The following is a 12,416-nucleotide window of genomic DNA, read 5'->3' as shown; positions in this document are numbered from 1 at the left end:
GTCCGCGCTCACGCCCACCGTATCGGCAACCAGGAACGGGAGATCAGGTGTGTGCCCCGTCGGTCGTCCCCTGCCGCGCGGGCCGCCGCCGGACGGACAGGAGCCCGCTGGGTTCACCCGTCCGTGTCAGTCGGCAGCTAGGATGAAGGGCAGTGCGGCCCGGTTCCATCTGGGCTGATCGTCGTGCGAGAGGCAGAGGATGGCCGAGCCGGAGTCCGCGGAATCCTCATTGGCCGACAAGATCGACGGGCTGTTCAGAGCCGTACGCCGGCCCAACCGGGAGCAGTACAGCCACGAGGAAGTGGCGCGCGCCTGCCGGGAGGCGACCGGTGACAGCTTCTCCGCCACCTATCTGTGGCAGTTGCGCACCGGGCGGCGTGACAACCCCACGAAGCGGCATCTCGAAGCCCTGGCACGGTTCTTCGACGTTCCGGTCGCCTATTTCTTCGACGGCGACCAGGGTGCCGCGATCGCCCGGGAACTGGAGCTGCTCGCCGCGCTGCGTGACGCCGGGGTGCGGAGTGTGGCCCTGCGCGCGGTCAATCTCTCGCCCGAGAGCGTCGGCACGATCAGCGATCTGATCGATGTGATCGCCCGACGTGAGCAAGGCGGTCCGGAGCGGGGTCCGGAGCAGGACGGTCCGGAGCGGGACGGCTCCGGGCGGGGTGGCGGCTGAACCTTCCGGGTGACGGAACGTCCGGACGAAGCCGAGGATGCCGAGGATGGGGAACGGTGCGTGGTGCGTGAGGACTGACCGGGGTCTCAGACGGCAGTGGCAGCGCTGCCTGCGAACCGTCGAGGCACTTCAGCTGCCCAGCCCGTTCGACGCGACGGTCTTCATCGACATGCTCGCGCGGACGCGGGGGCGTCCCATCGATCTCGTCCCGGTCGTGGCCAGGCCGCACACCCCATGCGGGCTGCTGATCACCACGGACCGCGCGGACTGCATCCTCTACGCGGCCGACACCACGCCGCTGCACCAGCAGCACATCCTGCTCCACGAGGCCGCCCACATCATCTGCGGCCACCACGAGACCGCTCCCGCGGCGACCGCCGCGGCCCAGGTCCTGATGCCCCATCTGCCCGCCTCGCTGGTCCAGCGCGTCCTCGGCCGCAGCGTCTACACCGAGCCGCAGGAGCAGGAGGCGGAACTCGTCGCCTCCCTCATCCTCACGCGCGCCGCCGGGCTCGACCGGGCGAGTGCCGCCCCGCCGCCCGCGGAGCCGGGGGGATCCCGGCTGCACACGCTGTTCGGCGCACACGGTCGGCGGACCCGCGCGGATGGCTGACCTCACCGCCTATCTCGCCGCCGGTGTCTTCCTCGCGTACGCCGTGCACCGGCTCGTGGTCATCCGCCGGAAGGGGGCCGACCCCGCGCAGCGCGATGTCGTCGGCTTCGCGCTGTGCATGGGGCTGGCGATGCTGTTCAACGCGCCGGCCACACTGAGCGCGCTGGGCCGCCTCTTACCGGCGTCGGAGGCCGTCATGCTGCTCACCCACCAGCTGAAGACGGGCGCCTTCAGCTTTCTCGTCCTCGTGGCGCTCGCGCTCAAGACGCCGGGGCCCGCGCGACCCGCCGTACGGCGGCAGGTCTCTCTGGCCCTCGCCGTCCAGGCGGTGTCGGTCACGCTGTTCCTCGCCGCCGGCCCCGGGATCCTCGGCGACTCCCTCGTGGTCCCGGACGGGCGGGGCCCGCTGCTCGCCGGGTACAACGCCGTCTTCGCCGGCTACGGCTCCTGGTGTCTGTGCGTCCTGGGCCGGGAACTGGCCCGTCACGCGCGGGGGACCGTACCGGGCCTGCTGCGCACGGGGCTGCGGCTGATGACGCTCGCCGCCGTGTGCGGCGTGGTGTGGACCTCGTGGGCCCTGCACGACATCACCGTCAATCTGGCCGACGGGCGACAGGGGCTGGGCGAGGACCTGGTCTCCAGCGTGCTGGGCGCGATCACCGCCGTCCTGGCCACCGGTGGCGCCAGCGCCACGCTGTGGGGCGGACGGCTCTCGGCGCCGGGCAGGTGGCTGCGCGCCCACCGCGCGTACCGCGCCCTGGAACCGCTGTGGGCTGCCCTGTACGTCGAACTCCCGGAGATCGCGCTGCCCGCGTCCGCGGCCGGCCGCCGCCCCGGTCCGCGGCGTACGGAGTTCGCCCTGTACCGCCGGGTCATCGAGATCCGCGACGGCCATCTGGCCCTGCGCCCCTACCTCCACCCGTACGTCCCGGGGTGGGTGGCCGAGGAACTGCGGCGCACGGACGAGCGTGATCACGACGCGGTCGTCGAAGCCGCCGTGATCGCCGCGGCGCTGGAGAACAAGCGGGCCGGACAGCGACAGGACGGCGCGCTCCCCGGCCGGCCCGCGCACACCCCGCCGCCGATGCCGGGGACGGTCGAGGCGGAGGCGGCCTGGCTGCTCCGGGTGACCGGTGCCTTCCGGCACTCCGCCGCGGTCCACGCGATCCGGGGGCGGGTTCGCACGGAGGCTTCGGACGTGCGCCGTTAGCTGAGATGAATGCGATGCAAAGTTACATCCATAACAGTTGACGTATCTCCCGGGCGCGCAACATGATGAGCGCGTCAACTCAAGCGCTCCATGTGGCAGTTGAGATCCCTGTCTGCGGAAGGATTTCTGTGTCAGTTCTTGCTCGGCGTGTCAATGACAACAACTCCCTCGCGACCATCCCCCTGCACACCACCGAGGTGCGGATGGTCGAGTCCCCGGACTCGGTGATCAGCACTCCGGCGACGGCCGCCGCCGTGGTGGTCGCCTTCGCCGCGGGATACGTCGCCGGTCACAGCGGCTGATCCCGGCCCGGTCCGCGTCCGCGCGGCCGTCCTGAGAGGAAAGGACGTTCCCGTGTCCGATCTGGCGCGGAGCGCCAACGACAGCGGCGTCCTGGCCGCTGTCCCCCTGCACGCCACCGCGGTTCAGACACCGGCGGAACCGAATCCCGTGATCTGTATCGCCAACACGGCCACCAACGGGGCCTCGGTCGACGTCGCCTTCGCGGCGCACGGGGGCTGACCCGTGGCTCCCGTCCCTGACCGCTCACCCCACTGTGTGAAGGAGATCTCCCGTGTCCCATCTCGCCCGTCGTGTCAATGACAGCACCGCTCTGACGGCCATTCCGCTGCACAGCAACGAGGTGCGGAAGATGGCGGACTCCGAGATCGAGCCGATCATCTGCATCGTGCTCGTGACCGGCTGCATCAGCTTCGGGGTCTCCTACACAGGCTGATCCCCGCCCGGTACGACCGCCTCCCCAAGGAGAACGCGATGTCTTCTCTGTCCCACCAGGTGAACACGAGCGGTGCTCTGGCCACGGTGCCGCTGCACACGACGCAGGTGCACCAGATGGAGCCCTCGGACTCCGCCGTCTGCTGCCCGGCCGTGCTCGTCACCTTCGCCGCCGGTATCGCCTTCGGCTACGCCCTGGGCGGTGGCTTCACCGAGGAGCGGTGACCCTCACCGCCTCCTCCGCCCCCTCCACCGACCACCTGATCAGGAGCCCAGCATGTCCCTACTGGCCAACCACGTGAACGAGAGCAGCGCTCTCGCGACCGTTCCGCTGCACACCACCGAGGTGCAGCGGGTCGACGTTCCCGACTCCGTCATCTGCTGCCCCGCGGCGGTCCAGGTCGGCGCGGCGCTGGTGGCGGCCTTCGTCGCCGGCTACAACCTCTGAGTCTCCCGGCCCAACCGGTGCGCCGGACCGTGCCGTCCGGCAGCTGTCCGCCAGCCGTCCGGCGGCTGTCCGGCCCGGCGCACCGCCGACCGTGGCCGGCTCCCCAGCCGGCACGAAGGGGAAGATCTGTTATGGCGAGACTGCCGCGGCTGCTGCGTGCCGCCGTGTCGCCGCCCAGGGTGAGCCGCTCCTCGGCGGTCACCACCATGGAACGGCTCAGTGCGACGACCCACTTGGTGTCGAGCCTGGAATACCTGGTCACGGAGAAGGACCGGCTGCCCGGCGGGATGAACGACTGGCGCGTCGGCAGGGAACAGTTCCGTGCCTGGCCGGCGCCGGTCCGCAAGGTGCTCGACGTGGTGTCGGGCCCCCGGGGCAGCCGGGTGCTGCACGGCGCGCGGGTCGTCGCGGCGGCGGCGCTCCTCGCCCCGCTCCCGAGGCGCGGACGGCTCGCGGCCGACCTGGTCCTGTCGGCCACCTCGCTGGCGCTGTACCCGCGCAACCACTACGGCACCGACGGCTCCGACCAGGTGGCGTTCCTCGTACAGACCACCGCGACGGTGGCGCGGGCCCTGGAGGACCGGCCGCGGGCGGTCGACGCCTGCCTGTGGTTCGCCGGCCTCCAGTCGGTGCTGTCGTACGCGACGTCCGGCTGGGTCAAGGTGTCCAGCCCGACCTGGCGCAGCGGCCGGGCCCTGCCCGGAGTGATGCGTACCAAGTCCTACGGCGAGGCCACGACCTGGCGTCTGCTCACGAAGTACCCGCGTACCTCGCACGCGCTGAGCACCGGTGTGCTCGCGCTGGAGTGCGCCTTCCCCGTGGTCCATCTGGCCAAGGGCCGGGCGGCCCCGGTGCTGGTGGCCGCGGTCGGCGGCTTCCATCTCGCCAACGCGGGCGTGATGGGCCTGGGACGCTTCCTCACGTCCTTCTGCTCCCTGCACTCCGCCGTGCTCTACATCGCGGGACCACGGGTCAGGACCTGGCCGGACGGCCGGGTGGAACGGCGCGACGACGCCTTCCCCGTGGCCGTCGGCGCTCTGCTGACGGCCGCCCTCGCCGCGGGCGTCGTCTCCCGTACCCGGCAACGCCGGACCGTGCTGCGCGGGCGGGGCGACGAGCGGGAGATGACGACGGCGTCGGGCAACACCCTCGCCTACCGGTGGGCCGGGGATCCGGCCGAGGCGCTCGATCCCGCGGCGCCGGTCGTCGTCCTGGAGCACGCCCTCAGCTCGACCCCCGAACGCGCCGAGTGGCTCGCCTCCGAACTCTCCAAGCGCCATCCGGTGGTCACCTATCAGCGCGCCGGTTACGGCCGGAGCGGCTACGCCGGATCCCGGCACTTCGACATCGACTCCGCCGCCGACGATCTGGCCGACCTCGTCGCGCACGTGGCGGGCGACCGGCCCGTCGTGCTCATCGGCCACTCCCTCGGTGGCTATCTGGTGGCCAGGGCCGCGCGGCGGCTGCCCGGACAGGTCGTCGGCCTCGGGCTGATCGACCCCAGCCACCCGGGCGAGATGAGCGAGAGCACCGGCACACAGGATCCGGACGGGCAGCGGGTGACCGATGTCCTCAACCAGATGGCGATATCCCTGCGCCTGTGCCTCGGTCCGCTGCTGAAGAGCCCGGACTGGCTGGGCCAACTGCCCTCCGGCGTGCGCGGGCTGGCCGAGGCGCAGTACCGGGATCCGACCGTGTGGTCGGCGGCGCTGCGCGAGTGGCGCGGCAGCCTCGCGCGGTTCCGGCTGTACGAGGGACCGCTGCCCGCTGTCGGCGTACCGGTGTGCCTGGTCACCTGCGCCAGGACGAACGAACTGACCGAGGCCCAGAAGGATCTGCAGGACGAGTACGCGCAGGTCGCGCCCCGCTCGGTCCGGCACGTACTGGACGTCCACCGCGACGCCGTGGTCGGGGAACGGGCCTCGGCCACGCGGGTGGCGGAGCTGATGACCGAGTTCGTCGGCGGGCTGGGCCACGGCGCCGCCGATCGCGAGGAGGAGACGGCCGATGCCCGTTCGCAGCTTTGACGGTCCGGTGCCGGGTGTACCGCGCGGAGTGGGCGGCATACCGCGCGGCACAGCGCGCGGGGCCGGCGGCCGTGACGCGGTGACCGCGCTGACCATCGGCGGTCTGGCCGCCTGGTTCGCCCTCACCGTGCTGAGCCAGCACCCCAAGCGGGAGTTCGACCGGCTCGCGGAGTACGACAAGACAGGCATCGCCGTACCGAACTGGCGCTTCTTCGCCCCCGAGCCCGCGCAGCACGACTACCACGTCCTGCTCCGCACGGAGACGGCCGACGGGCGGCAGACCGACTGGGAGGAGGCGTCGGCCATCACACCGCGCCGTCCCGTCCAGATGGTGTGGTTCCCCGGCCGCCGCAGGGAGAAGGCGCTCTTCGACATCTGCCATGAACTGATCGCGGTCATGCGGAAGTCCGGCGGCGACATGACGCGTACCACGGCCTACCGGATGCTGCGGAACTCGGTGGCCCGGTCCGTGCACGAGGGGACGGGCGACGGCGCCCCGCCCCGTGGCTTCCAGTTCGTGGTCGCCCGCCACACCGGCCATGACACGGAACACGAGCCGGACTACGTCTTCGTCTCCCCCTATATCCCGTACGACCCCTCCCGCCCGTACGTGTGAGACCGCCGCGGCGGACGGTGTCCCCGGCGATGTCCGCACAGGGAGGGGACGTCGTGGGCCTACCCGCCGCCGGAAGGGGTACGGATCACCGGCGCCGACGGTGATCCGTACCGCGGCGGGGCCCTGTGGCCCCCACCTCCAGGCACGTTGGGACGCGGAGCATGGACCAGGAACAGGACCGTACGGACGACCGGGACCGTACGGACGACGGGCGCGTCGCGGAGCTGCTGGCCCGGATGACGGACGCGGAGAAGCTGGGGCAGCTCCAGCAGCTGGCGTGGACCGGGGACACCGGCCCCGGCGGCGGGCAGAACCATCTCATCGAGACGGCGGTCCGCGAGGGGGTGCTCGGCTCCGTACTCAACCTGCACGGCGCCGCGCACACCAACGCCCTCCAGCGCATCGCCGTCGAGGAGTCACGGCTCGGTATCCCGCTGCTCTTCGGTTTCGACGTGATCCACGGTTTCTGGACCACCTTCCCGATCCCGCTCGCACAGGCGGCCAGCTTCGATCCGGCGGTCGCCGAGCGGGACGGCGAGGTGGCCGCCGGCGAGACCCGGTCCAACGGGATCCACTGGACGTTCGCGCCGATGATGGACGTGACCCGCGATCCGCGCTGGGGACGGATCGCCGAGAGCTGCGGTGAGGACCCGTATCTGACGGCCGCGTTCGCGAGAGCCAAGGTCCGCGGCCACCAGGGCGACGACCTCCGCGATCCGCGCCGGATCGCCGCCTGCGCCAAGCATTTCGCCGCCTACGGAGGCGCCGAGGGCGGCCGTGACTACAACACGGTCGATGTCTCGGAACAGCGTCTGCGCAATCTCTATCTGCCGCCGTTCAAGGCCGCCGTGGAGGCGGGCGCGGCGACGGTGATGGCCGCCTTCAACACCGTCAGCGGCGTCCCGGCCCACGCCCACCCGCATCTGCTCTCCGACATCCTCAAGGGGGAGTGGGGCTTCGACGGCGTCGTGGTGAGCGACTGGAACGGGGTCCACGAACTGATCGTGCACGGCTTCGCCGAGGACGCCGCGGCCGCCGCCGGGCTCGCGTTCGAGGCGGGCCTCGACATGGAGATGGTCAGTACGGATCTCGCCGACCACGGACGGGAGTCGCTGCGCGGCGGGACGCTCTCGGCCGGGCGCCTCGACGACGCCGTGGCGCGCGTGCTGCGGCTGAAGTTCCGCCTCGGGCTGTTCGAACGGCCGTACGTGGACGAGGGCGCCGCGCTGACCGGCCCGACGGCGGAGAGCCGGGCGGCGGCCCGCGAGACCGCGGGCCGGTGCGTGGTGCTGCTCAAGAACGAGGGGGACACGCTGCCGCTGAGCCGTAGCCTCTCCTCGGTCGCCGTGGTCGGCCCGTTCGCGGACTCCACCGATCTGCACGGCACCTGGTCGGGGCCCGGCGCGTCCCGCTTCCCCGCGGTCACCGTCCTCGACGGCGTACGGGCGGCGCTCCCGGACGCCGCCGTCGTCCGGCACGCCGAGGACCATGAGGCCGCTGTGGCGGCGGCGCGCTCCGCCGACCTGACCGTGGTGGTGGCCGGCGAGCCCACGGAGCTCAGCGGAGAGGCGTCGTCGCGCAGCGACCTGTCGCTGCCCGCCGGCCAGGAGGAGCTGATCCGGGCGATCGCGGCGACGGGCCGGCCGTTCGTCGTCGTGCTCGTCGGCGGGCGCCCGCTCACCGTCGACGGCTGGCTCGACCGGGCGCCGGCCGTGCTGGCGGCCTGGCACCTGGGCATCGAGGCCGGTCACGCGCTCGCCGACGTGCTGTTCGGCGACGTGAACCCCGGTGCCAAACTGCCGGTGAGCTTTCCGCGCTCGGTGGGGCAGATCCCCGTCTACCACAACCACGAGAACACCGGCCGCCCGTCCGGACCGGACGGCCCGGGGGCGCCGTTCACCTCGTCGTATCTGGACATCGGGCGCGGACCGCGCTTCCCGTTCGGATTCGGCCTCAGCTACACCGGCTTCGAGATCGGCGCGCCGGAGCCGAGCCAGGACGCCGTCGGCGTCGCGGAGTTGTCGGGCGGCGCCGAGGTGGAGGTGGCGGTCGCCGTACGGAACACCGGGCAGCGCGCGGGTGACGAGGTCGTACAGCTCTATGTGCACGACCGGGCGGCCTCGATCGTCCAGCCGGTGCGGCGCCTGCGCGGTTTCCGGCGCGTCACGCTCGGCGCGGGGGAGAGCGCGGTGGTGCGGTTCCGGCTCGGCGCGGAGGACCTCGGGTTCTGGACGAACGACCCCGCGGGCCGTTTCCTCGTGGAGCCGGGACGTATCGATCTCTACGCGGGGAACAGTTCGCTGGCGACCGCGCGGTGCACGCTGACCCTCACCCCGTGAGGCGCGCGTACCGTGCCCGGGGGCCCCTGGACATGCCGGGCGGCGGGAGGGGGTGGTGCCCGCACGCGATGTTGTTCGAACGCATACGATCCCTTCCGTGTCCAAACTGACCGACGTGCCCAAACGCATCCTGATCGGGCGGGCGCTGCGCAGCGACAGGCTCGGGGAGACCCTCCTCCCCAAGCGCATCGCCCTGCCCGTCTTCGCCTCCGACCCGCTGTCCTCGGTGGCGTACGCGCCGGGAGAAGTCCTCCTGGTCCTGTCCATCGCGGGTGTGTCGGCCTACACCTTCAGCCCGTGGATCGCGCTGGCCGTCGTGGTCCTCATGTTCACGGTCGTCGCGTCGTACCGGCAGAACGTGCACGCCTATCCGAGCGGCGGCGGCGACTACGAGGTCGCGAACACCAACCTCGGCCCCAAGGCCGGACTCACGGTCGCCAGCGCGCTCCTCGTCGACTACGTGCTGACCGTGGCGGTGTCGATCTCCTCCGGCGTGGAGAACCTCGGGTCGGCGGTCCCCTTCGTGGTGGAGCACAAGGTCCTGTCCGCCATCGTGATAATCGTGCTGCTCACGCTGATGAACCTGCGTGGCGTACGGGAGTCCGGGAAGCTCTTCGCGATCCCGACGTACGTCTTCGTCGGCGGGGTGTTCCTCATGATCGCCTGGGGCGCGTTCCGCGGACTCGTGCTCGGCGACACCATGCGCGCCCCGACGTCCGACCTCGAGATCAAGCCCGAGCACCAGGGACTGGCCGGCTTCGCGCTGGTCTTCCTGCTGCTGCGGGCCTTCTCCTCCGGCTGCGCCGCGCTGACCGGTGTCGAGGCGATCAGCAACGGCGTCCCGGCCTTCCGCAAGCCGAAGAGCAGGAACGCGGCCACGACCCTCGCCCTGATGGGCGGCCTGGCCGTGACGATGTTCTGCGGCATCATCGGCCTGGCCATGGCCACCGATGTGCGGATGGCGGAGTCGCCCGGCACGGATCTGCTCCGCGACGGTGTCCCGGTCGGCTCCGGCTATGTCCAGAACCCGGTGATCTCCCAGGTCGCCGCCGCCGTCTTCGGCAGCGGCACGTTCTTGTTCGTCCTGCTCGCCGCGGCCACCGCGCTGGTCCTCTTCCTGGCCGCCAACACCGCGTACAACGGTTTCCCGCTGCTCGGCTCGATCCTCGCCCAGGACCGCTATCTGCCGCGCCAGTTGCACACCCGCGGCGACCGGCTGGCCTTCTCCAATGGCATCGTCCTGCTGGCCGGGGCCGCCGCACTGCTCGTCGGGCTCTACGGGGCGGACTCCACCCGGCTGATCCAGCTCTACATCGTCGGTGTCTTCGTCTCGTTCACGCTCAGCCAGACGGGCATGGTCCGGCACTGGAACCGCCATCTGCGGACCGAGCGCGACCCGGCCAAGCGCCGCCACATGATCCGGTCCCGGGCGATCAACACCTTCGGCGCCTTCTTCACCGGTCTCGTACTCGTCGTCGTACTGGCGACCAAGTTCACCCATGGCGCCTGGGTCGCGCTGCTCGGCATGGTGATCTTCTACGGGACGATGACCGCGATCCGCAAGCACTACGACCGGGTCTCCGCGGAGATCGCCGCCGCCGAGGGGCCGTCCGACGACAGCGCCCGGCCGTCCCGGGTGCACTCGATCGTCCTGGTCTCCAAGGTCCACAAGCCCACACTGCGTGCCCTCGGGTACGCCAAGCTGATGCGCTCGGACACCCTGGAGGCGCTCAGCATCAATGTCGACGCGGCGGAGACGAAGCAGCTCAGGGACGAGTGGGAGCGGCGCGGCATCAACGTACCGCTGAAGATCCTCGACTCCCCGTACCGCGAGATCACCCGGCCGGTGATCGAGTACGTACGCGGTCTGCGCACGGAGAATCCGCGCGACGCGGTGAGCATCTACATCCCGGAGTACGTGGTCGGCCGCTGGTACGAGCATCTGCTGCACAACCAGAGCGCCCTGCGGCTCAAGGGACGGCTGCTCTTCACGCCGGGCGTGATGGTGACGTCGGTGCCGTACCAGCTGGAGTCCTCGGAGCTGGCGAAGAAGCGGGCGAAGCGGCGCGCGGCGTATGTGGCGCCGGGCGCGGTCAGGCGCGGTCCCGTGGACGCGCGGCCGAAGGAGGCGGACCGGGACCGGACGGACCGGGACCGGGACCGGGACCGGAAGGACTGAGCGGGCGGTGGGGGCCGACCGGACGGAGGGGGCCGAGCGGTCCGAGCGGACGGAGGGGGATCCGGCGCGTGGCAGCCGGGTGGGTGACGCGCACGTAGACTGGTGGGCTGTCGTCCACCCCTCCCCGTTTTTTCCCTCCCCGTTCTTCCCCTTCCCTCTCTCCTCTTCTCCTTCTCCTTCCCTCTCACCTTTCTTGTTTCCTGACCCACCCTTCTTACCTCTGATCTTTTGGAGCCACCTCCCATGTCAACAGAACCGCAGGCTTCGCTGATCGGGGAGGAGTACGAGGTCGAGGTGGGCCCCGTCGCCCATGGCGGCCACTGCATCGCCCGTACCGCCGGGGGCCGCGTGCTCTTCGTACGGCACGCACTGCCGGGCGAGAAGATCGTCGCGCGTGTGACGGAGGGCGAGGAGGACTCCCGCTATCTCCGCGCCGACGCGGTGAAGATCGTCGAGCCGTCGAAGGACCGGGTCGAGGCCCCGTGCCCGTACGCCGGCCCCGGCAAGTGCGGCGGCTGCGACTGGCAGCACGCCAAGCCGGGCGTGCAGCGCCGCTTCAAGGGCGAGGTCATCGCCGAACAGCTCCAGCGGCTCGCGGGCCTCACCCCGGAGGAGGCGGGCTGGGACGGCACGGTCATGCCCGCCCCCGGCGACAAACTGCCCGCGGGCGAGGTACCTGCCTGGCGCTCGCGCGTGCAGTACGCGATCGGCGAGGACGGACGCGCGGGGCTGCGCAGGCACCGGTCGCACGAGGTCGAGCCGGTCGAGCACTGCATGATCGCCACCGAGGGTGTCAGCGAGCTGGGCGTCGAGCGGCGCGAGTGGCCGCAGATCGCCACGGTCGAGGCGATCGCCGCGTCGGGCTCCGGCGACCGGCAGGTGATCCTCACCCCGCGCGAGGGCGGCCGGCTGCCGCTGGTGGAGCTGGACAAGCCGGTGTCCGTACTGCGGGTGGACGAGCGCGACGGGGGAGTGCACCGCGTCCACGGCCGCGCCTTCGTCCGCGAGCGCGCCGACGGCCGTACGTACCGCGTCGGCATGGGCGGCTTCTGGCAGGTGCACCCGCAGGCGCCGCAGCTGCTGGTGGAGGCCGTGATGCAGGGCCTGATGCCGAGGAAGGGCGAGACCGCGCTCGATCTGTACTGCGGAGTGGGCCTGTTCGCCGGGGCCATCGCGGAGCGCGTCGGGGAGACCGGCGCGGTACTGGGCATCGAATCCGGCAAGCGCGCGGTCGAGGACGCCCGGCACAACCTCCAGGACATGCCCCGGGTCCGGATCGAACAGGGCAAGGTCGACCAGCTGCTGCCGCGCACCAGGATCACCGAGACGGACCTCATCGTCCTGGACCCGCCCCGCGCGGGCGCGGGCAAGCAGACGGTCAAACACCTCACGAGCCTCGGCGCCCGCCGCATCGCCTACGTCGCCTGCGACCCGGCCGCACTCGCCCGCGACCTGGCGTACTTCCGTGAGGGCGGCTACCGCCCGCGCACGCTGCGGGCCTTCGACCTGTTCCCGATGACGCACCACGTGGAGTGCGTGGCGATCCTTGAACCTGTCGAAAGAGGCCGTTGAC

Annotated in this window: 13 protein-coding genes; all 13 read left to right on the top strand. The window is 71.5% G+C overall.

What is annotated here, in order from left to right:
• Positions 1–199 precede the first annotated feature (199 nt).
• The 13 genes from CU044_RS37625 to CU044_RS37585 all read left to right on the top strand — a co-directional run bounded on the left by CU044_RS37625 (position 200) and on the right by CU044_RS37585 (position 12,415).
• Positions 200–676, top strand: coding sequence for a helix-turn-helix domain-containing protein (locus CU044_RS37625; protein ID WP_129773548.1), 477 nt, complete (start codon positions 200–202; stop codon positions 674–676).
• Between the two features lie 67 nt (positions 677–743).
• Entirely contained in the window at positions 744–1,289 is a 546-nt protein-coding gene (locus CU044_RS37620; RefSeq protein WP_240046078.1) for a ParH-like protein, read from the top strand.
• The gene (locus tag CU044_RS37615) at positions 1,282–2,499 is read left to right on the top strand and encodes an MAB_1171c family putative transporter (protein ID WP_129773546.1); all 1,218 of its coding nucleotides are present in this window, start codon (positions 1,282–1,284) and stop codon (positions 2,497–2,499) included. The genes CU044_RS37620 and CU044_RS37615 overlap by 8 nt, the downstream gene beginning before the upstream one ends.
• A gap of 128 nt (positions 2,500–2,627) precedes the next feature.
• A complete protein-coding gene (locus CU044_RS38985; RefSeq protein ID WP_165372065.1) occupies positions 2,628–2,801 on the top strand; it encodes a hypothetical protein in 174 nt (57 codons plus the stop codon).
• Between the two features lie 52 nt (positions 2,802–2,853).
• The gene (locus tag CU044_RS38980) at positions 2,854–3,021 is read left to right on the top strand and encodes a hypothetical protein (RefSeq protein WP_165372064.1); all 168 of its coding nucleotides are present in this window, start codon (positions 2,854–2,856) and stop codon (positions 3,019–3,021) included.
• Positions 3,022–3,073: 52 nt separating this feature from the next.
• Entirely contained in the window at positions 3,074–3,235 is a 162-nt protein-coding gene (locus CU044_RS38975; RefSeq protein ID WP_165372063.1) for a hypothetical protein, read from the top strand.
• Positions 3,236–3,273: 38 nt separating this feature from the next.
• Entirely contained in the window at positions 3,274–3,459 is a 186-nt protein-coding gene (locus CU044_RS37610; RefSeq protein ID WP_129773544.1) for a hypothetical protein, read from the top strand.
• A 52-nt stretch (positions 3,460–3,511) separates the two neighbouring features.
• On the top strand, positions 3,512–3,682 hold the full coding sequence (locus CU044_RS38970) for a hypothetical protein (protein WP_165372062.1): 171 nt from the start codon (positions 3,512–3,514) through the stop codon (positions 3,680–3,682).
• Positions 3,683–3,813: 131 nt separating this feature from the next.
• The gene (locus tag CU044_RS37605; RefSeq protein ID WP_129773542.1) at positions 3,814–5,709 is read left to right on the top strand and encodes an alpha/beta fold hydrolase; all 1,896 of its coding nucleotides are present in this window, start codon (positions 3,814–3,816) and stop codon (positions 5,707–5,709) included.
• Positions 5,690–6,325, top strand: coding sequence for a DUF5819 family protein (locus tag CU044_RS37600; RefSeq protein WP_129773540.1), 636 nt, complete (start codon positions 5,690–5,692; stop codon positions 6,323–6,325). The genes CU044_RS37605 and CU044_RS37600 overlap by 20 nt, the downstream gene beginning before the upstream one ends.
• Before the next feature lie 161 nt (positions 6,326–6,486).
• Positions 6,487–8,664 carry a glycoside hydrolase family 3 N-terminal domain-containing protein gene (locus CU044_RS37595; RefSeq protein WP_129773538.1) on the top strand — a complete coding sequence of 726 codons (2,178 nt, stop codon included), beginning with the start codon at positions 6,487–6,489 and terminating at the stop codon, positions 8,662–8,664.
• Between the two features lie 97 nt (positions 8,665–8,761).
• On the top strand, positions 8,762–10,843 hold the full coding sequence (locus CU044_RS37590; protein WP_129773535.1) for an APC family permease: 2,082 nt from the start codon (positions 8,762–8,764) through the stop codon (positions 10,841–10,843).
• Between the two features lie 243 nt (positions 10,844–11,086).
• Positions 11,087–12,415 carry a TRAM domain-containing protein gene (locus CU044_RS37585; protein WP_129773533.1) on the top strand — a complete coding sequence of 443 codons (1,329 nt, stop codon included), beginning with the start codon at positions 11,087–11,089 and terminating at the stop codon, positions 12,413–12,415.
• Position 12,416: the final 1 nt, after the last annotated feature.

This window comes from Streptomyces sp. L-9-10 (assembly GCF_004151105.1).
Lineage (GTDB): Bacteria > Actinomycetota > Actinomycetes > Streptomycetales > Streptomycetaceae > Streptomyces.
This window is presented reverse-complemented; position numbering and strand designations above follow the sequence as displayed.